The following is a 19,870-nucleotide window of genomic DNA, read 5'->3' on the forward strand; positions in this document are numbered from 1 at the left end:
CTGCCGGGCACACAATAAAGTCAGGCCAGCATTCTACCTAGGCCATCAAAGTAGGGAAAGCGAAAGCGCCTGACCAGCAGGCGCGAGAAGCGGTGGGGATCAGCTGGGTTTATTAAGTTGCTGTTGCCGCGGCAACAGGCCGGAGAGACCAATCTGCTCCAGATAACCGGCGAACAGCCCCTTGAGGGCCGCCGAATCATTCTGCTTGAGCCCCAACTCCAACAGGGCAGTCAGATCGCTCAGGCGAGTACGGCGGATCACATACTTGATCTTGGCGATATTATTCAGGTTCATGCTAAAGCGACGATAGCCCATGGCCATCAGGATCAACACCCCCAGCGGGTCACCCGCCAGTTCACCACAGATGGAGATGGGTTTGCCCTGAAGATGGGCCTCATTTACCAGTTGCTGCAATACCCGGATCACGGCCGGATGAAAGGCATCATACAGCGCCGCCACGCGGGCATTATTGCGATCCACCGCCAACAGATATTGGGTCAGATCGTTGCTCCCCACAGACCAGAAATCCACATAGGGGGCCATCTCCGGCAGTATGTAGAGAATGGCGGGCACCTCTATCATGGCGCCTAACATGGGGTAACGTATGCTGCTGCCTTTACGTCCCAGCTCTTCGGAGATCTCCAGCCAGGCCTGATCCAGCAGACGACGCGCCGCCTGCATCTCCCCCACCGAGCTGATCATGGGCAACATGATGGAGAGGTTGTCATGGTGCTCGCTGGCCCGCAGCATGGCTTTCAATTGCGCCAGGAAGAGCTCCGGGTGATCCAGGGTCAGGCGAATGCCTCGCCAACCTAGGAAGGGGTTGTCCTCGACAATCGGAAAATAGGGCAACGGCTTGTCGCCACCTATATCCAGGGTACGCATACAGACCGGACGATCCGTATAGTGGGCCAGGATCTCGCGGTAGCGACTGGTCTGCTCCTGTTCGGAAGGGAAGCTATCATGCAGCATGAAGGGGATTTCGGTGCGATAGAGACCTATGCCATCGGCCATGTCCCGCACCGCACTCTCGGAGTCCATATTCAGTCCGGCATTGAGCAATACCGACATCCGCTCGCCATCCAGGGTCTCGGCGGCCAGATGACTCTCGGTGCTGACCAGATCGTTGAAGGCCTTGGCCTGCTGCATCAGCTGTCGATACTCATCCAGCACGGCAGGAGCCGGCTCAATGATCACCTCACCACTGGTACCGTCCACCACCAACAGGCGGTGATCCAACTCGGCCAGGGGCAACTCTAAGCCCATTACGGCGGGGATCCCCATGGCCCGCGCCAGGATGGAGGCGTGGGAGTTAACCGCACCGCGCAGGGAGATCATGGCGACCAGGCGCTCCCGCGGCACCTCGGCCAGCAGGGAGGCGGTCACCTCTTCGGCCAGCAGCACAACCGGCTCATCAAAATCAAACTCGTCAATCTGGCTATGAACCAGACGGCTCAGTAACCGTTGCGCCACATCGCGCACATCCAAGGCACGCTCACGCAGGTAGGCATCACTCATGGTGGCAAACTGCTCAATGAAGCGTTCGCTGGTGCGCCGCACTGCCGAAGCGGCACTCCAATGCTCCTGGAGTATCCCCTCTTCGATCTGTTGCAGATAGGCGGGGTCGCTCAGCAGATGCTGGTAGATCTCGAAGATGGCCATGGAGTCCTGGCTCACCGACTCACGAAAACGCAGCGCCATGGCATCCAAATCCATTTGCACCTGTAACATGGCCTGATTGAATAACTCGAGCTGCAACTCGGGATCATCGCTCTTCTTCATGGCGACCTGTTGCAGCTCCATCTTGGGCTGCCATACCCAGGCCCGGGCAATGGCCACACCGCCAGAAGCGCCCACACCGCGCAAGGTACGGTGCAATTGTGGCTCAGCCTGATGAAGTATCCCCTTCATCTCGGCGTGGATCACCCGCGCCGCCAACTGGGCGGCCAGTGTCACCATGAAAGACTCATCGCCTTCATCGAACTGACGGGAGTCCCGCTGCTGCACCACCAACACACCCAGCACCTGACGCTGCTGCATGATGGGCACGCCGAGGAAGGAGTTGAACTCATCCTCGGCGACTTCAGGCAGGTATTTAAAATTGGGATGCGAAGGGGCATCGGCCAGGTTGATGAGCTCCTCACGGCGCCCGACTAGACCGACCAAACCCTCATCAAAGGGGAGGGCCACCTTGCCCACGGCACTCTGGGCCAACCCTTCGGTGGCGACCAGACGATAACGACGACGTTGGGGCTCGGCGAGATAGACGGAGCAACAATCGACCTGCATAGCGGAACGGGTCTGACACACCAAGACTCGCATCGCATCATATAATGATGCCGCTTGAGTCACCCCTTCCACGATTTGCCGCAGTGTTGTCAGCACCGACTCCCCTCCTATCGCTTATAGTTATTTCGCCGATTCTCTCGTTTAACCTGAAACGGCATAGCGACGGAGACAAACTCCTTCATCACCCGCCGATAGACTTCCCGTTTGAAAGAGACGACCTGTCGCACCGGGTACCAATAACTCACCCAGCGCCAATCATCGAACTCAGGTTGCCCATGGCAACCAAACTGAATGCAGGATTCACTGCTCTCATCCAGCCGCAGCAAAAACCATTTCTGCTTCTGCCCGATACACACGGGCGAGCTATCCCAACGGATCAGCCGCTTGGGTAACCGATATTTCAACCAGTTACGGCTAGTGGCCAGAATCGTAACATGTTCTGGTTTTAGGCCTATCTCTTCGTACAACTCTCGGTACATGGCCTGTTCCGGCGTTTCGCCATCATCCACCCCGCCTTGGGGGAATTGCCAAGAGTGTTGCCCGAAACGTCTGGCCCATAAAACCTGTCCATTGCGATTGCAGATCACGATTCCTACATTGGGACGAAAACCGTCGCCATCAATCACGCAATCACCCACACATCTTAATCTTTATCTGATAGGGATTTTTTCACATTCAGCGCAAGGCAGCAAACAGGACTGCACCCCGATCCATGGGATAACTCATGTTAATTTATATAGTTATAAACAAGCCCCCCCCACACCTTCCCCACTTTTCGCACTGTTCCTGTGGATATCCTTTTGTATAACTCTGTATATGCACAAGTTGGTGTCTGATAACCATGCTGCGCCCCTAAAAAGCCCGGTGTATAAAAATATAAAATATTGTTCATTTTCATGATGGTAACCTTGTTTATGCCACTGTAATCCCACTTGAGATCCGAGGATCTTGGCCCAGGATCCTTGTGCAAGAAATTCACTGCCTGTTTTTCAACCACTGGTCGGTTATCCACAAACCTTGCCCCAGATCTCAGTAGCAAAGAGGTAACATTTCTGTGCGAACTCACAGCAAATTGCTAATTGCGCGAAAAAACGGAGAGACCATGACAGTTATTCAGTATTTTTGTGGATAAGTATGTGAACCAGAGTGTTGATGGATTGGGATAACCCAAGATCCTGAGATAGCGACAGAATGCAACAGAAGAAATTCAATAAAAAACTATAAATATCAGATAGATACTATAATCTATTTTCAACTACCGCCTCAGGTTCTGTATGTGATAAAAACGTCTAAAAAATCAGCAATCAGGAGTCTGGCCCCATGATCCTCCCCTCTCGCCCCACCCCCCCCACCAGCGAGCAAGCGCTGATGGAACGTGCCCAACGGCTCGCCGGAGAGACACTCAGCTCACTGGCTACCCAGGCGGGCATCACCATTCCCCGTGATTTGCGCCGGGAAAAAGGGTGGGTCGGCCAGCTTATCGAGTGGCATCTGGGGGCCACAGCGGGCAGCAAGCCGGAGCAGGACTTTCAGGAACTGGGCATTGAACTCAAGACTCTGCCCATCGATCCTCATGGTAAGCCCCTGGAAACCACCTTCGTCTGTGTCGCCCCGCTACTGGGGATCACGGGGCTGAGCTGGGAGCAGAGCAATGTACGCAACAAGCTCTCCCGCGTGCTCTGGCTACCGGTTGAAGGGAGCCGCGACATACCGTTGGGAGAACGCCGAGTGGCCAGCCCCTTTATCTGGAGCCCGAGCGCGGAGCAGGAGGGGCAGCTACGTCAAGACTGGGAGGAGTTGATGGAGCTGATCGCCCTAGGCGAAATAGAACGTATCACGGCGCGCCACGGCGAAGTGCTGCAGCTCAGACCCAAGGCAGCCCATGGCCGCATCCTGACCTCGGCCATTGGCCGCAAGGGGGAGTTGATCCAAACCCGGCCCCGTGGTTTCTATCTAAAGATCGGCTTTACCCAGGCACTACTGCGTCAAGCTTTCGGATTTTTTTAGCTCAAGATGATTTTTTAACTAAATTGTTGCACTAATCCTAGGCACATTGCTGCTTTTTTGTTTTATGATACTCAGTGGAGGCCACACCAGCCCGCCAATTTTTGACACTGGCTTAACCTTTCAAGGAGATCACATGCCTGTCACTAAGAAATTTCTCAAGACCAAACCCGAAGTCCAGGTGACCTTTGAGGTGACAAAAGATGCAGCCAAGGAGGCACACCAGGTGTTTTTGCTGGGCGAGTTTGCCGGATGGGAACCCGTAGAATTGAAGAAGCAGAAGAGCGGTCTCTTCAAGGCAACGGTCAACCTACCCACTAACGAAAAAGAGAACTACCAGTATCGTTTCCGCCTGGTTCTGGCTGATGGCCAAGAGGTGTTTGATAACGATTGGGAGGCCGAAAGCTATGCCACTAACCCCTTTGGTGGCGAAAATTCCGTGGTTTCTGTAGTGCAATAAACCGAAGCAGCAACAAAAAAGGCTCGCCATTGGCGAGCCTTTTTCTTACAACAACTAAGGCTATTAGTTGAGCTTTTCGCGGATACGAGCCTTCTTACCTGTCAGGTTGCGCAGGTAGTACAGCTTGGCGCGACGAACCACACCACGACGCTTCAGCTCAACGCTGGAGATCAGTGGGCTGTGAGTCTGGAATACACGCTCAACGCCTTCGCCATTGGAGATCTTGCGAACGGTGAAAGCAGAGTGCAGACCGCGGTTACGCTTGGCGATTACAACGCCTTCGAACGCCTGCAGACGCTCCTTACCACCTTCTTTAACGCGTACTTGTACACGTACGGTATCGCCCGGGGCAAAAGCCGGGATATCAGAACGCAGTTGTTCTTGCTCGAGTTGCTGAATAATTTTGCTCATTGTCTCTTCCTACCTAGGATAAACTGAAAACTCTACTGCTGTTCGTCTCGTTGTTCACGAACAAACTGGGCAAGAAGTCTCTCTTGCTCGTCAGTCAGAGCTAGGTTATTTAATAGTTCCGGTCTTCGTAACCAAGTCCGACCCAAGGCCTGTTGTAGGCGCCATGTGCGAACACTCTCGTGGTTACCGCTCAGTAACACCTGGGGCACAGCCAATCCTTCCATCACCTCAGGTCGGGTGTAGTGCGGGTGATCCAGCAAGCCATCCGTAAAGGAGTCCTGCTCGGCGCTTGCCATATCGCCCAAAACCCCGGGGATCAGACGCGAAACCGCATCGATCAGGGTCATGGCCGGCAACTCGCCACCACTCAACACATAATCCCCTACAGACCACTCTTCATCGATATCAGCCTGTATCACGCGCTCATCAATACCTTCGTAGCGTCCCGCCACCAGAATCAACTTCGGATATCTGGCGAGTTCAGCCACCCCGGCCTGAGTGAGCTTGCGTCCTTGAGGAGAGAGATAGATGACTCTGACTCCCTCACCCGCTGCATCGCGTGCGGCTTGAATCGCATCGCGCAGGGGCTGCACCATCATCAGCATTCCAGGCCCACCGCCATAGGGTCTGTCGTCGACAGTCCTATGCTTGTCATGGGCGAAATCCCGAGGAGTCCAGCACGCTATCTGCAGCAAGCCTTGCCTTGAGGCCCGGCCCGTCACTCCGTAGTCGGTTATGGCTCGGAACATCTCCGGGAAGAGGCTGATCACCCCAATCCACATAGGGAACCTCCGATTAACACCAACAACGGGAGCGATTAAAAATCCGGATCCCAATCGACTTCTATGGAACGGCTTGCCAGGTCAACCTTCTTGATGACCTGCCCTTCCAGATACGGGATTAACCGCTCTTTCATTCCATAGGCATCATTCAGTTTGGCTTTGACTACCAACACATCGTTGGAGCCGGTTTCCATCAGCTCTGTCACTTCGCCCATCTGATAGCCATTGAGGTTAGCTACCTGGCAACCAATCAGGTCACTCCAGTAGTATTCCCCTTCGGGCAGATCAGGCAGGTGTTGTGGCATGACACCGATATCCACGCCAGCCAAGGCTTGGGCGTCTTCACGCAAGTCGACACCGTCAAGCTTGCAGACTAACCCGTTGTTGTGACGCTTCCAGCCAGAAATCTGGATTTCACGCCACGTCCCACCTTGCTGTATCAGCCAGGGGGCGTATTCGAAGATGCGCTCGGCATCGTCGGTGAAGGAGTGTACCTTCAGCCAGCCTTTGATGCCGTAAACGGCCCCCAGGCGACCAATGACTACAGGTTTATCCACCTCGGCTCCTTACCGGTATTCGAACATTAAGCCGCTTTAGAAGCGTCTTTAACCAGCTTGGCAACACGATCAGACAGGCAGGCACCTTGACCGATCCAGTGTTGGATGCGGGTCATGTCCAGATTGATCTTTTCGGCTTGGCCAGAAGCCATCGGGTTGAAGAAGCCAACGCGCTCGATGAAACGACCATCACGAGCGAAACGGCCATCAGCCACAACTACTTGGTAGAACGGACGCTTCTTAGCGCCACCACGTTGCAAACGAATGGTTACCATATCGTCCTCATTAACTTTGAAAGAATAAGGTCCGCGAGAAACGCGGACCCGAGCTTAAAATAAGCCGCGTAATTTTACTTACATCTGCGGCAAATGCAACCAAACCCGCCGTTTTTCGCCACCATAGCGGCGAGTTTGTTGTGCAAGAGTTGACCAGCCGAAGGGGATCGGTAACTGGCCGTTAGAAAGGACCGCGACCAAAACCACCGGGTGGCATCATATTCTTCATGCCACTCATCAACTTACGCATACCGCCCTTGCCGGAGATCTTCTTCATCATGCGCTGCATCTGGTCAAACTGCTTGAGCAGGCGATTCACATCCTGGATCTGCATACCCGAGCCTGCGGCAATACGGCGCTTGCGCGACCCCTTGATGATTTCGGGATTGCGGCGCTCGGCGGCGGTCATGGAGCTGATGATGGCCTCCATGCGATGGGTCAATTTATCGTCCAGCTGACCTTTTACGCCATCGGGCAAGCCTGCCACACCGGGCAACTTGTCGAGCATGCCCATCATGCCGCCCATGTTACGCATCTGCACCAGTTGCTCGCGGAAATCTTCCAGATCGAAGCCCTTCCCCTTTTGCACCTTCTGGGCCAGCTTGGCCGCCTTCTCCTTGTCGACGTTACGCTCCATCTCCTCAATGAGCGAGAGCACGTCACCCATGCCGAGAATGCGTGAGGCGATACGATCCGGGTAGAAGGGCTCCAGGGCGTCGGTCTTCTCGCCGATACCGATAAACTTGATAGGAGAGCCTGTGATATGGCGTACCGACAAGGCCGCCCCACCGCGTGCATCACCGTCGGCCTTGGTGAGGATCACCCCGGTCAAGGGCAGTGCCTCGCTGAACGCCTTGGCGGTGTTGGCCGCATCCTGACCCGTCATGGCATCGACCACGAACAGGGTTTCAATGGGCTTGATACGCTGATGGAGTTCCTTGATCTCATCCATCATCTCGCTATCGACGTGCAAACGACCGGCGGTATCGACGATCAACACATCAAAGAATTGCTTGCGGGCATGGTCTATGGCCGCTTCGGCAATCGCCAGTGGCTTCTGCTCCGTGCTGCTGGGGAAGAATTCGACCCCAATGTCGTGAGCCAGGGTTTCCAACTGCTTGATGGCCGCCGGGCGATAGACGTCGGTACTGACCACCAACACCTTCTTCTTCTGGCGCTCCTTCAGAAACTTGGCCAGCTTGGCAACTGACGTGGTCTTACCCGCCCCCTGCAGACCCGCCATCAAGAGGATGGCCGGTGGCTGGGTTGCCAGGTTCAGCGACTCATTGGCCTCGCCCATGACGCTGACCAACTCGCTTTGTACTATCTTGATGAAGGCCTGGCCTGGACTCAGGCTCTTGTTGACCTCCTGACCGACGGCACGCTCCTTGACCCGATTGACGAACTCCTTGACCACGGGCAACGCCACGTCCGCTTCGAGTAGCGCCATGCGTACTTCGCGCAGGGTATCCTTGATATTCTCTTCGGTCAGACGGCCCCGACCACTGATGTTGCGCAGCGACTTCGACAGACGCTCGGTTAGATTCTCAAACATGACGCTATCCAAACTGTTGGCGTAATTACCCCCAGTATACCGCAACTTGTCCCCAGATCTTAAGCCTTGCTGGCAGCAAAGCCGGGAGCGGGATATACTGTGAACTCAGTCCATTAATGACCGTCAATTCAATAGATTACGCTATGGTCATCCCATCCTTGCTCGCTCTGCTCTTCTATCTGGTTGCCAGCATGGCGGCTTTGCATCGCCTGTTGACCCCTAAAGCCCCGCTCTGGCCCCTGCTCGGCAGCGGTTGGATAGCCATGGCATTGCACGCCACCAGCCTGGGTCAGGAGATAGTTCGGTTGGATATAGGCCAGGATCTCAGCCTGCTGAATGTGGCCTCTTTTGTTTCGCTACTCATCAGTCTGGTGATGAGCCTCATAGTCCATCGTTTCAATGGCTGGTTGTTGTTACCCGTGGCTTATGGCTTCGCGGCCCTGCTACAGGTGGCCAATACCCTGATCCCCAGCCACTATGTGGTGCATCTAGAGCACAGGCCCGAGCTGTTGTTGCATATTGGCCTCGCCCTACTGGCCTTCTCTTTGCTGATGATTGCCAGTCTGTTTGCCCTGCTGTTGGCCTATCTGGAGTACCATCTGAAGGCGCGCAAACGACTGAACTTGCCCCACCTCCCTCCCCTGCTGACGGTGGAGAAGCGCGTCTATCAACTCATTTTGCTAGGGGTGGTGTTGCTCACCCTCTCCATCGGCTCCAGCCTCTTTTTCTGGCAAGATCTGCTGGCCCCGGAGCAGCGTTACAAGGTGCTCCTGACCCTGCTGGCCTGGTCGGTTTATGTCTTGTTATTGTGGGGGCACTACCAGCATGGCTGGCGCGGCAAACGCCTCATCAGCCTGTCGTTACTGGGCAGTCTGCTGTTGGTACTCGCCTATTTTGGCAGCCGCTTCATTCAGGAAGTGCTGCTGGGCTAATCCAGCCCAGCGTATTATAGGAACCTCTGCGTGGACACCATCTCAACCAAGGCCCTGCTGATCAGCCTGCTCATCCTCTTGCTGGTTTCCGCCTTCTTCTCGGCAGCCGAAACCGGCATGATGTCGCTCAACCGCTACAAGTTGCGCCATCTGGCAAAGAGTAAAAACAGAGGTGCCCTAAGAGTACAAAAACTACTGCAACGCCCGGATCGCCTGCTGGGACTCATCTTGATCGGTAACAACCTGGTCAATATTCTCGCCAGCTCCATCGGCACCCTGCTGGCCATCCGTCTGTTTGGCGGATATGGCATTGTCATCGCCACCACGCTGCTGACGCTGATCATTCTCATCTTTGCCGAAGTGACCCCCAAAACCTTGGCGGCCCTGAATCCGGAGCGGGTCGCGTTCTCCACCTCCCTACTGCTACGCCCCATGATGGTGCTGTTTTACCCACTGGTCTGGCTGATCAACACCATAGCCAACGGCATGTTGGAGCTCATGGGTATCAAGGTGCATCGCCCACGAGATGAGTCCTTGAGCAGTGACGAACTGCGCAGCGTACTCCACGACTCCGCCAGCCGCCTGTCGCACTCCCACCAGGAGATGCTGATGGGGGTGCTGGATCTGGAGCAGATCGCCATCGAAGAGATCATGGTGCCGCGGGCCGACATCTACGCCATCAACATCAACGATGATTGGAAGACCATACAGCGCCAACTCACTCACACGCCTCACACCAAGGTGCTGCTCTACCGCGACTCACTAGACGATGCGGTGGGCTTCATCCATGTACGGGATGCCCTACGGCTGCTCACCAAGGATCAATTCTGCAAGGAGTCGCTGTTGCGTACCGTGCATGAGGTCTACTACATACCCGAGGGCACTCCACTCGGGGTGCAGCTCATCAAGTTCCGCCGCAACAAGGAACGCATCGGTCTGGTGGTGAATGAGTATGGCGATATCCGGGGTCTCACCACATTGGATGATATTCTCGAGGAGATAGTGGGGGACTTCACCACTAGCTTGGCACCCACGGCCGAGGAGGAGATCCAGGCCCAGGAGGATGGCAGTTATCTGATTGAGGGCTCAGCCAACCTGCGGGAGATCAACAAGGAGATGGCCTGGGACTTTTCCACCGACGGCCCTCGCACCCTCAATGGTCTGATCCTCGAATATCTGGAGGATCTACCCCAGGTTGGGCGCAAGCTGATGATCGCCGACTATCAGATCGAAATAGCCTCTATTGAAAACAATATGGTCAAACTGGCCAACATCCGCCCCCCCGAACGCGCCCCCGCTGTACTCCCCAAACACCGCTCTAGAGCCACCCCATTGGATTAGTTCAGACGATAACTCTTGGCCCTGGCTACCACATTGGCTGGCATCCTGGCCGCTAAATGGCGCAATAAACGCGCTGCCTCCGCATGCTGTTTGGGGTCGGAGATCACCGAGTGATGCAACCAACTGTAGGCCTCCTCATAGTCGAGGGGGCTACCCAAACCGCGATTGAGCATGGCCACCCAGGCCATCTGCGCCTGCACATAATCCAGGGCCGCCGCCTCATGCATCAGCACCGCCGCCTGTTGCCTATCCCGCTGCACATAGATGCCCTTGTCGTAATAGGTCGCCAACTTTTGCAAAGCAGGCGGGAAGCCCTGATTGGCCGCCCCGGAGAGAAACTCTACCCCCAACTCGGCATCCTTGGCCACACAGGTACCCGTGGTCAACATCTCCCCCCATAGATACTGGTAGGCGGGCAGCATCAATACCTTGGCCCGCGCCTCAATGTCTGCCGACAGTTGACACTCCTCCCGCTTGACTCGCTGCAGGTGGAGCCCCTTGTCAATCATGACGATCAACTCCTCCTGGGTATAGACGGCCAGCGGTACCACACCCCCGCTCACTGCGGGCGGCAACTGGGTCAAGGTGGTAACCGCCGAGGAGGCAGCGCTCGCCGCTTGCTGCCGTTCCGCCTGTTTCACCGGGTCAACCGCTGGCTTGGTCGGCTGCGCAACAGCCGCCTCGGTTGTGGCGGCGGGCTGATCCAGGCCGGCAAAGATATCCTTGCTCGGCGGCAAAATGTGCTCTTCGGCCATGGCGCTCAGACTCAGGCCCAGCAGAATGGAAAAAATCAGAGTTCTGTTCATAGGCTCCTCCCCCTACTGATATCGGCTAGGTAGGCTACATCTTGAATCATTCAGCACGGTTAGATTGCGTCAACACTCAAGATCCCATGGCATGGATGAAAAAAGGGGCCCAAAGGCCCCTGATCTAGGAAAGTGTCCGGCTTGGCCGCCTACTGATTGGCGAAATCCACACCCAGCTGAATTTCAGCGCGCAGGGTCGCCAGCATGCTATCCAGCCCCGCCTGCTCCATGGGGCTCAGATTGCCATAATCCAGCACTTCCTCTATGCCATCGACGCCGAGGCGTACCGCCTGGGAGAAGAAACGGGAGTGGGGGCTGCCCCCTTCCACGTAGGCATATTCAACTATACCTGGCTCGCCCTGTTTAGCATGAACCAGAGAACGGCAAAAACGCAGGCCCGCCATCGCCATGGCCAGGGTAGCCGAACCCGCACCTGCCTTGGCATTGACCACTTCGGTGCCCGCATTCTGCACCCGAGTCGTCATCTCCTTGAGCTGCTCAATGGCAAAATGTTGTCCCACCACCTGGGAGAAGAGCGGCAGTATGGTGGTACCGCTGTGGCCACCGATCACCGGCACAGTGATCGAGCCGGAACGGCTCTTCATAGCCTGAGCCACGAAGGTTTCCGCCCGGATCACATCCAGAGTCGTCACCCCAAACAGTTTACGCGGATCATAGACCCCCGCCTGCTTCAGCACCTCGGCCGCGATGGGCACGATACTGTTAACCGGGTTGGTGATGATACCGATCAGCGCTTTGGGGCACTCCCGGGCGCAGTGCTGCACCAGATGCTTGATCACGCCGGCATTGAACTTGAACAGATCGGAACGATCCATTCCCGGCTTACGCGCCACACCGGCCGGTATCATGACGATATCCGCACCATGCAAAGCCGCCGAGGGATCATCGCCGGTATAACCGTGTACCACCACATCGGTGGGGATATGGCTAAGATCGACCGCCACCCCAGGGGTTACCGGGGCCAAATCGTAGAGGGCCAACTCAAATCCTGGTGGCAACTGCGTCTTCAGCAGTAGCGAAAGCGACTGGCCAATACCACCGGCCGCCCCTAAAACGGCAACTTTCATAGTCAGCTCCGAACGTTCTTATAAAGGTGAGGTAAATAAAATGTTACGGCGCACTTTTACCATAGGATAAACAATCGAGAGCAACAAAGCAGAATGCTGGAACTGTGAGCAGAGGAGCACAACCCAAACACCGAAATCGCATGACCACCCGACAGCAACAAGGGGCCGAGGCCCCTTGGTATTCACTCATACGGCGCGAACGCCAGTGCCCTTCGCTCCACCCAACGGAACAACAGGCTCAGCGAACCATTCATCAGCAGATAAATTGCGCCAGCAACACAAAAGACCCCAAGCGTATCATAGGTTTGGGCATTCAATCTTTGCGCTATCCCCATAATATCCATGATAGTTATGGTACTGGCCAATGAACTGCCCTTCAAAACCAGGATCACTTCATTGGAGTAACCTGGCACCACTCGCCGCATGGCATGGCGCAGTTTGATGCTCAGGGTCTGCCAGTTGGACATCCCCAAGGCACGGCAAGCCAGCACTTCTCCCACCGGAATGGCATCCAGCGCCCCCTTGAACAGCCGGGTAGAGTAGGCAGCAGTATTGAAGCCCAGTGCCAGCACGGCGCAGAACCAGGGTTGCTTCAGCAGCTCCCACATCCAGCTCGCTTTCACCCAATCAAACTGGGCGGGACCGTAATAGATGAGAAAGATCTGTACCAGCAGCGGCGTACCGGTGAACAGCACCAGGAAGCACTCCACCAACTGACGTGCTACCGGTACCCGACGATCCAGGATCCAGGTCAACAGCAGAGCCAGCAAGCCGCCCAACAACAGGCTCATCAGTGTCAGCTCCAGTGTGGTCGCCAAGCCGGTCAATAGTTCAGACAGATAGGCCATGCTCACCCTCCATACCGATAACTGCGCTGCCGCGCTCGCTGCAACACCCAGCCGCTGACCAGGGTAATAACCAGGTAGATCAGGGCCGCAATGGCATACCAGGTGAAAGGGCCATGGCCACTGGTTGGGCTGGCCACCGCCAGTTGAGATTGGCGCATCAGATCATTGACGCCGATGAGTGAGACCAACGCCGTATCCTTGAGTAGCACCAGCCACTGGTTACCCAGCCCAGGCAGGGCATGGCGCCAGGCCTGAGGCAGAATGATGCGTAAAAAGATATGACCAGCAGGCAGCCCCAGCGCCTGAGCCGCCTGCCGTTGCCCTTTGGGTACAGCCTTGAGCGCCGCCCGCAGAGTCTGGGTACCATAAGAGGCAAAGAGCAGAGCCAGGGCCAGCACCCCACACCAGAAGGGGCTCATCTCCACATACTCACCGGTCAGCAGAAACAGCACCTGGGTCGAGCCGAAGTAGATGAAGAGCACGACCAGGATCTCAGGCAAGCTGCGGATCAGGGTGGTCAGGGTAACGACGGGCCAGCGCAGCCAGACAAAGCGGGAGAGCTCGGCGGCGCTGAGCAGCAGTGCCAACCCCAAGCCGCAGAGCAAGGAGACCAAGGCCAGCCCCAAGGTCATCAGGGCCGCGTCCAGTAACAGAGTGATCATTATTTAGTGAAGTACTTGTCGTAGAGCTTCTGGTAGCTGCCGTCAGCCTTGATGGCCGCCAGCCCCTGATTCAAGCTATCGAGCAAGGCCTTGTTGCCCTTGTTGACGGCGATGGCAAAGCCCGCACCAAAGTACTTGGCATCGGTCACCGGCTTACCCACCATCTGGTAGCCTGGATGGCTCTTCAGCCACTCGGCGGCCACGGCGGTATCGGCAAACACCGCATCCACCCGCCCGCTGGTCAAATCCATCAGCGCATTCTGATAACTGGCATAAGGCACCGCCTTCACCGCCTTATCCTTCAACTGCTCCAGCAGATAGGATTGGTGTGAGGTGCCATTCTGCACTCCGATATTCTTCTCTTTGAGCTGGGCCGCATCGCTGAACTTACCTTCAGGCGCCACGAAAACAGCCGAGTTGACGTAGTAGATGTTGGTGAAGTCCACCTGCTTGGCGCGCTCGGCAGTGACATCCATGGCGGCGATGGCGGCATCGAAGCGACGGAATTTCAGGCTCGGGATCAGGCTGTCAAAGGCCTGATTGCTGAAGGTGCACGTGAGCTTGGCTGCCGCACAGATAGCCTGGGCCAGCTCCACATCAAAACCTGAAAACTCGTTCTTGTCGTTCATAAACTCAAACGGCGGGTAAGTAGCCTCGGTGGCAAACTTTACCTCGGCAGCCATGGCATTGGCTGACAGCACAGAGCAGGCCAGCAGGGCACAGAAGAATTTGGTCATGTCTAGCATCCTTAAAATTGGGTAATTAATGCTGTAAAAATTGGGCAAAACGCTGAGTCTGCGGCTGATCAAACTGGCTGGCCGGCCCCATCTCCACTATCTCCCCCTGTTCGAGGTAGATGAGTTGAGTGGCCACGCGGCGGGCAAACTCCACCTCATGGGTCACCACCACCTGGGTGATGCCGGTCTCACCCAGCTTGCGGATAATCTCCGCCACCTCTTTGGTGATCTCGGGATCCAGTGCCGCGGTGGGCTCATCGAACAGCAGCACGGCCGGATCCATCATCAAGGCCCGCGCAATGGCCACCCGCTGCTGCTGGCCACCAGAGAGGCTGGCAGGCCAGACATGGCGCTTGTCCTGTAACTTTAGCTGACTGAGCAGATAGCCCGCCTTATCGGTGGCTTCCTGCTTGCTCATCCCCAACACTTTGATGGGCGCCTCCAGCAGATTCTGCTCCACACTCAGGTGTGGCCAGAGGTGGTATTGTTGGAACACCATGCCCACCTTGCGCCGCAGAGCCTGGGTGCGCTGGAGGTAATCGCCGGTAGCGGCCTCGACCGGAAACACGAAGCGCTCCCCGGCTACGGTGAGCTCGCCCTCATCCGGGATATCCAGTAGGTTCATCAGGCGCAGCAAGGAACTCTTGCCGGCTCCGCTGGGCCCCAGCAGTACCAGAGTCTCGCCGGCCGCACACTGAAATGAGACCTGACGCAGGATTGACTGCTGATGCCAGGATTTAGAGATTCTCTTGAGCTCGATCCCCATAGACCTCGGATACCTTTTCTCGATACTTTGCGCCGATTCTAGTCAGCACCTGAGTCAATGCAAGAGATTTGTGAATGGATATGCAGTGTTTTCCGCTATTCCTTGAAAATATAGGCATATGGATGCAAAATTAAAAACCCTTCACACAAAATATTAGTTGGCTATGAAGCCCGGCGAAAAACAGGAACAACTGATCAAGGCCTTCAAGGCCCTGCTGCGCGAGGAACGCTTCGGTTCCCAAGCGGAAATTGTCACCGCCCTGCACGAAATGGGCTACGAGAATATCAACCAATCCAAGGTCTCACGGATGTTGAGCCGGTTTGGCGCCGTGCGCACCCGCAATGCCAAGATGGATATGGTCTACTGCCTGCCGGTGGAGCTGGGCGTGCCGACCATCAACAGCCCGCTGAAGAATCTGGTGCTGGATGTGGACCATAATGGCTTCCTGCTGGTGATCCACACCAGTCCAGGAGCGGCCCAGCTCATTGCCCGCATGCTGGACTCACTTGGCAAGGCTGAGGGGATACTCGGCACCATAGCCGGTGATGACACCATCTTCATCACCCCCACAGCCGAAACCGATATCGATGAACTGTACGATTCGGTGCTGGAGCTGTTTGAACATCAGGGCTAACCCCGTGACCTATCGACAAAAAAAGCCAGTCGGGGCAACCGACTGGCTTTTTTTATGACCGCAACGAAGAGCTTATCGCCCTTGCTGCTGCAAAAACTCGATGGCAGGCGCGAAGAAGGCGGCGCCAGTTACCGCTCGCGTATGCCGTAACAGGTGGTCGAAATGACCCGCGCCATCCCCCTCATACATGCTCCTGAGCATATCGACGAAGTGGCTTGGCGTATGGCAGAAACTCAAGAAGAAGAGCCCCTGCTGCTCCAAGGTTCCCCAGGGCATGGATTGACGCAAGATCTCCTTGCCCCGGCCCTGGCTATCCTTGATATTGACCCGCTTGATATGGCTGGTGAGGGGCTTGGCCACCGAGGCATACTCGATATTTTCCACCTTGGTACGGCCGATAGTGTCCTCCTGCTCCTGCAGTGACAATCGCTGCCACTGGGCCATGTTGTGGACAAAACGCTGCAGATGCAGATAGCTGCCCCCGGCAAACGGCCCTTCGGCTACCAAGGCCACCTCGGCCCTGTGCTCCCCTTGTGGATTCTCGGTACCATCGACAAAACCGGTGAGATCCCGTGAGTCGAGAAAGCGGAAGCCCTTGACCTCTTCGCGCAACACCACAGCCCCCGCTAGCAGAGCCATCAACCGCTGCCCAGCCAAATGGAGCAGATCTACTCTATCGCCACGCAGTTGAAAGAAGAGATCAAAGGGCGTGGCAGGGGCCTGCTGCCCCTCGGCACCGAAGGTGGGAAAGGGCTGCAGCTCGGCAGGAGCCGCCCCATACAGGCGCGGCCAGCACTCGACCCCGATGGCTACCACACCAGTGAACTGAGCATCGGGAAAAGCGAGCGCCAACTCGCTACAGAGCGCAGGGAATTGAGCCAGGGCGGACCTGACCACAGACTCGGATTGCGGCTCTATGTCAAACATCAAATAGCTGGCATGCAGATTGGGCTCGGCACAGATACCCGGTTGCGGGTGGAACATGTTGCGATCTCCTTTTCAGAACGTCATGGCTTCACTATAAGCCATTTATCTGCAAGGAGTATCACGCTATCACCCTGGACTGCTGCCAGTGTGAGCGGGAAAAGAGCACAGGCGCATGAGGACGCAACGCCAGCGATACACCCTGCTCTGGCTCAGTGAGCCACTCATGATGCCAGGCCTCATACCGCTCCCCGTACCAATCGATAAGACAGCGCACATGGCTACCGAGAAACTGCTGCTCCAGCAGCGCCCCCGGCCCACCCTGTGACACGGCCAGTAACTGCGGGCGCACAAAGAGCAAGGGTTCCGGGCAAGCAGCAGGATCACCCGCTACCCGAATATCCCCCAAGGCAGAGGCCAGATGCCCCGCGGCCAACCAGTCACAAGGCACCAGGTTGCCCTGCCCAAGAAACTCGGCCACATAAGGACTCGCCGGTTGATGATAGAGCTGTTTCGGGGTACCGATCTGCACCACCCGCCCCTTCTCCAGTAAGGCCAGGCGATCCGCAAAGGCAAACGCCTCCTCCTTGCTGTGCGTGACAAAGACTGCCGCCATATTCAGGCTCTTGAGCAAGGTGCGGATCTCGCGGATCAGGGTCCAGCGCACCTGGGCGTCGATATTGGAGAAGGGCTCATCCAGCAGCAGGAGTTGCGGACGGCACACCAGCGCCCGGGCGATCGCCACCCGCTGCTGCTGCCCGCCTGACAGCTCATGAGGATAACGCTGAGCCAGGCCATCCAAAGAGACCATACTCAGCATCTCCTGGATGCGTTGCCTCTGCTGCGCCACGGCGAGCCGGAGTGGACGCAGCGCAAACGCCAGATTCTGCTCCACCGTCAGATGAGGAAACAGCGCATAGTCCTGGAAAATAAACCCTGTCTCACGCTGCTCGGCCGGTGCGCTGATGCCGCCCCCTTCCACCTGTCGCCCACGAAGCCAGAGTGCGCCTCGCGATACCGGCATCAAGCCTGCTATGGCCCGCAGCAACGTGGTCTTGCCACCCCCACTGGCGCCCAGTAGACAGAGGATCTCGTTCTCTTCCACGGTTAATGACACCCCGGACAAGACAGCCTGCTGCTGGTGCTGGCAATGAAGATCATCGATTTTCAAGGCACTCATGATTTCCGCTCCCCAAGGTAGTGATTCATAAACAGCAAGGGTAAAAGACCAACCAGCACGATCAGCAGGGCAGGCCACGCGCCCTCAGCCAACTGCTCCGTTTTAACGTACTGATAAACCAGCGTGGCCAGGGTTTCATAGTTAAATGGGCGCAGCATCAATGCGGCTGGCAACTCCTTCATGGCCTCAATGAAGATGAGCAGGGCCCCGGTCAAGGCCCCCCGCCGCAACAACGGCAGATGAACTCGCCATAACAGGCTGCCTGGGGCATGGCCCAGTGTGCGGCTGGCCATATCCAGAGATGGCGAGATGCGACCATAACTGCTTTCGATCGCCCCCAGAGCCATGGCGATAAAACGCACCACATAGGCAGTGATCAGCGCAAACAGGGAGCCCGTCAAGATAAGCCCGGGCTCAGCCAACCCCAAGCTGGCGAGCAGGTCGTTAAGAGCGAAATCCGTGGCGGTGAGGGGGATCAGGATCCCTATAGCCAGGACGGTACCGGGCATGGCGTAACCCATTCCAGCCCACTGCCTTGGCCAGGCCAATCTCGGGTTCAGGCGTTGGGCAAAGAGGATCAGGAGCGCCAGCATGCTGGCCACCAGCGCCGCCCATCCCGCCACCATCAAGCTATTGAGGCTGGCATCCCATAAACCGGGGGGCCAGGCGCCGCCCCAGACTTGCCCGGCATAGTGCAGCAGCACCATACAGGGGAGTAGAAAACCCAGCAGGATCAGCATCAACAGATAACCCACGGCGACCACGCGCGCAATCGGCCCCAGCACCTGCGCGGTGCCAGGCTGCAGCAGACTCTGCCGTTGATAACGCTGCTGCCGACCTCGACTCACGCGTTCCATCAGCAAGATCAGCAAGACACACGCCAGTAGCCCCAGCGAGATCTGGGCGGCCGCCCCCAGATCACCGTAACCCAGCCACACATCATTGACCGCCGTGGTCAGGGTTGGCACGGCAAAATAGGCGACCGTACCAAAGTCGGCCAGCGTCTCCATGGCGACTAAAGAGAGCCCCACGGCAATGGCGGGACGCACCAGAGGAAGTTCCAGATGCCACCAGCGACGCCAGCGACCATAGCCCTGCATGCGGGCACTCTCGATAAGCTGTGGCGCCAGCTCGCCAAATCCGGCTCGGGACAACAGGTAGACATAGGGATAGAGCACCAGGGACAAGACGACCACGGCGCCCCCCAGGGAGCGGATAGCCGGAAAATAGTAGTCACCGGGCTGCTGCCAGCCAAAGAGCTGACGCAGACTCACCTGTGCCCAGCCGGCATAATCGAGCAGATCGGTATAGACATAGGCAACCAGGTAACCCGGCATGGCCAAGGGTAAGACCAGCGCCCAATTGAGCCAGCGTTGCCCGGGTAGCTGACAGCGCGCCATCAACCAGCCCGCTGGCGCCCCCAGCAGGAGGCAGAGCAATAGCGTGCCACACACCAGCCCGATGGAATTGAGCAGATAAGTAGGTAGTACTGTTGCCCACAGATGAGCCAGCAGATCCGTGGATGACAGGCAGGCCTCCACCAACAAGGCCATTATGGGTAAACAGAGCAGCAGGGCGATACCCCTGCTGCTTACTATCCAGAGTGAGGCTCTCATACT

General features: G+C 56.7%; 21 protein-coding genes. 5 read left to right on the plus strand and 16 right to left on the minus strand.

The features are described from left to right. Positions 1 to 99 precede the first annotated feature (99 nt). Both ptsP and rppH read right to left on the minus strand, forming a co-directional pair. Positions 100 to 2,385, minus strand: a complete 2,286-nt coding sequence (ptsP, locus tag ACZYTD_RS01610) for a phosphoenolpyruvate--protein phosphotransferase (RefSeq protein ID WP_463888287.1) — start codon at positions 2,383 to 2,385, stop codon at positions 100 to 102. Between the two features lie 11 nt (positions 2,386 to 2,396). Beyond that, the gene (gene rppH, locus ACZYTD_RS01615) at positions 2,397 to 2,915 is read right to left on the minus strand and encodes an RNA pyrophosphohydrolase (protein WP_463888289.1); all 519 of its coding nucleotides are present in this window, start codon (positions 2,913 to 2,915) and stop codon (positions 2,397 to 2,399) included. Between the two features lie 694 nt (positions 2,916 to 3,609). Here rppH and mutH point away from each other — a divergent pair. Further along, positions 3,610 to 4,296: a DNA mismatch repair endonuclease MutH gene (gene mutH / locus ACZYTD_RS01620; RefSeq protein WP_463888292.1), complete on the plus strand. Its 687-nt coding sequence runs from the start codon at positions 3,610 to 3,612 to the stop codon at positions 4,294 to 4,296. Positions 4,297 to 4,429: 133 nt separating this feature from the next. Next, positions 4,430 to 4,753 (plus strand): isoamylase early set domain-containing protein, encoded by a 324-nt coding sequence (locus ACZYTD_RS01625; protein ID WP_463888294.1) that lies wholly within the window; start codon positions 4,430 to 4,432, stop codon positions 4,751 to 4,753. A gap of 63 nt (positions 4,754 to 4,816) precedes the next feature. On the opposite strand, the gene rplS is transcribed toward ACZYTD_RS01625, so the two are convergent. The 5 genes from rplS to ffh all read right to left on the minus strand — a co-directional run bounded on the left by rplS (position 4,817) and on the right by ffh (position 8,333). Then, positions 4,817 to 5,164, minus strand: a complete 348-nt coding sequence (gene rplS / locus ACZYTD_RS01630; RefSeq protein ID WP_463888296.1) for a 50S ribosomal protein L19 — start codon at positions 5,162 to 5,164, stop codon at positions 4,817 to 4,819. Positions 5,165 to 5,196: 32 nt separating this feature from the next. Next, positions 5,197 to 5,946: a tRNA (guanosine(37)-N1)-methyltransferase TrmD gene (gene trmD, locus ACZYTD_RS01635; RefSeq protein ID WP_463888298.1), complete on the minus strand. Its 750-nt coding sequence runs from the start codon at positions 5,944 to 5,946 to the stop codon at positions 5,197 to 5,199. 35 nt (positions 5,947 to 5,981) lie between these two features. Next, positions 5,982 to 6,503, minus strand: coding sequence for a ribosome maturation factor RimM (gene rimM, locus ACZYTD_RS01640; protein ID WP_463888300.1), 522 nt, complete (start codon positions 6,501 to 6,503; stop codon positions 5,982 to 5,984). A 26-nt stretch (positions 6,504 to 6,529) separates the two neighbouring features. After that, a complete protein-coding gene (rpsP, locus tag ACZYTD_RS01645) occupies positions 6,530 to 6,778 on the minus strand; it encodes a 30S ribosomal protein S16 (protein WP_463888302.1) in 249 nt (82 codons plus the stop codon). A 181-nt stretch (positions 6,779 to 6,959) separates the two neighbouring features. After that, the gene (gene ffh, locus ACZYTD_RS01650; RefSeq protein ID WP_463888305.1) at positions 6,960 to 8,333 is read right to left on the minus strand and encodes a signal recognition particle protein; all 1,374 of its coding nucleotides are present in this window, start codon (positions 8,331 to 8,333) and stop codon (positions 6,960 to 6,962) included. Between the two features lie 143 nt (positions 8,334 to 8,476). On the opposite strand from ffh, the gene ACZYTD_RS01655 reads away from it, so the two are divergent. Then, the gene (locus ACZYTD_RS01655) at positions 8,477 to 9,265 is read left to right on the plus strand and encodes a cytochrome C assembly family protein (protein ID WP_463888308.1); all 789 of its coding nucleotides are present in this window, start codon (positions 8,477 to 8,479) and stop codon (positions 9,263 to 9,265) included. A gap of 30 nt (positions 9,266 to 9,295) precedes the next feature. After that, the gene (locus ACZYTD_RS01660; RefSeq protein ID WP_463888311.1) at positions 9,296 to 10,606 is read left to right on the plus strand and encodes an HlyC/CorC family transporter; all 1,311 of its coding nucleotides are present in this window, start codon (positions 9,296 to 9,298) and stop codon (positions 10,604 to 10,606) included. On the opposite strand, the gene ACZYTD_RS01665 is transcribed toward ACZYTD_RS01660, so the two are convergent. From ACZYTD_RS01665 to ACZYTD_RS01690, 6 genes are all read right to left on the minus strand, one after another. Then, a complete protein-coding gene (locus tag ACZYTD_RS01665) occupies positions 10,603 to 11,412 on the minus strand; it encodes a tetratricopeptide repeat protein (protein ID WP_463888314.1) in 810 nt (269 codons plus the stop codon). The two genes, ACZYTD_RS01660 and ACZYTD_RS01665, sit on opposite strands and share 4 nt — an antisense overlap. Before the next feature lie 149 nt (positions 11,413 to 11,561). After that, positions 11,562 to 12,500, minus strand: a complete 939-nt coding sequence (gene mdh, locus ACZYTD_RS01670; protein ID WP_463888317.1) for a malate dehydrogenase — start codon at positions 12,498 to 12,500, stop codon at positions 11,562 to 11,564. Positions 12,501 to 12,682: 182 nt separating this feature from the next. Next, positions 12,683 to 13,348 carry an arginine ABC transporter permease ArtM gene (gene artM, locus ACZYTD_RS01675; protein WP_463888320.1) on the minus strand — a complete coding sequence of 222 codons (666 nt, stop codon included), beginning with the start codon at positions 13,346 to 13,348 and terminating at the stop codon, positions 12,683 to 12,685. Between the two features lie 2 nt (positions 13,349 to 13,350). Beyond that, positions 13,351 to 14,010, minus strand: coding sequence for an arginine ABC transporter permease ArtQ (gene artQ / locus ACZYTD_RS01680; protein WP_463888322.1), 660 nt, complete (start codon positions 14,008 to 14,010; stop codon positions 13,351 to 13,353). After that, on the minus strand, positions 14,010 to 14,747 hold the full coding sequence (locus ACZYTD_RS01685; RefSeq protein WP_463888325.1) for a transporter substrate-binding domain-containing protein: 738 nt from the start codon (positions 14,745 to 14,747) through the stop codon (positions 14,010 to 14,012). Before ACZYTD_RS01685 ends, artQ begins: the two co-directional genes overlap by 1 nt. A 25-nt stretch (positions 14,748 to 14,772) precedes the next feature. Then, the gene (locus tag ACZYTD_RS01690; RefSeq protein ID WP_463888328.1) at positions 14,773 to 15,513 is read right to left on the minus strand and encodes an ATP-binding cassette domain-containing protein; all 741 of its coding nucleotides are present in this window, start codon (positions 15,511 to 15,513) and stop codon (positions 14,773 to 14,775) included. A gap of 163 nt (positions 15,514 to 15,676) precedes the next feature. Here ACZYTD_RS01690 and argR point away from each other — a divergent pair, with 163 nt between their 5' ends. After that, positions 15,677 to 16,147, plus strand: coding sequence for a transcriptional regulator ArgR (gene argR / locus ACZYTD_RS01695; protein WP_463888331.1), 471 nt, complete (start codon positions 15,677 to 15,679; stop codon positions 16,145 to 16,147). Positions 16,148 to 16,219: 72 nt separating this feature from the next. Here argR and ACZYTD_RS01700 read toward each other — a convergent pair whose 3' ends face one another. From ACZYTD_RS01700 to ACZYTD_RS01710, 3 genes are all read right to left on the minus strand, one after another. Continuing rightward, a complete protein-coding gene (locus ACZYTD_RS01700; RefSeq protein ID WP_463888333.1) occupies positions 16,220 to 17,131 on the minus strand; it encodes a Dyp-type peroxidase in 912 nt (303 codons plus the stop codon). Between the two features lie 61 nt (positions 17,132 to 17,192). Then, positions 17,193 to 18,251, minus strand: a complete 1,059-nt coding sequence (locus tag ACZYTD_RS01705; protein ID WP_463888336.1) for an ABC transporter ATP-binding protein — start codon at positions 18,249 to 18,251, stop codon at positions 17,193 to 17,195. Next, positions 18,248 to 19,867, minus strand: a complete 1,620-nt coding sequence (locus ACZYTD_RS01710) for an ABC transporter permease (RefSeq protein WP_463888339.1) — start codon at positions 19,865 to 19,867, stop codon at positions 18,248 to 18,250. The genes ACZYTD_RS01705 and ACZYTD_RS01710 overlap by 4 nt, the downstream gene beginning before the upstream one ends. Positions 19,868 to 19,870 lie beyond the last annotated feature (3 nt).

It is taken from the genome of Pseudaeromonas sp. HNCC25DJ180, from assembly GCF_055413345.1.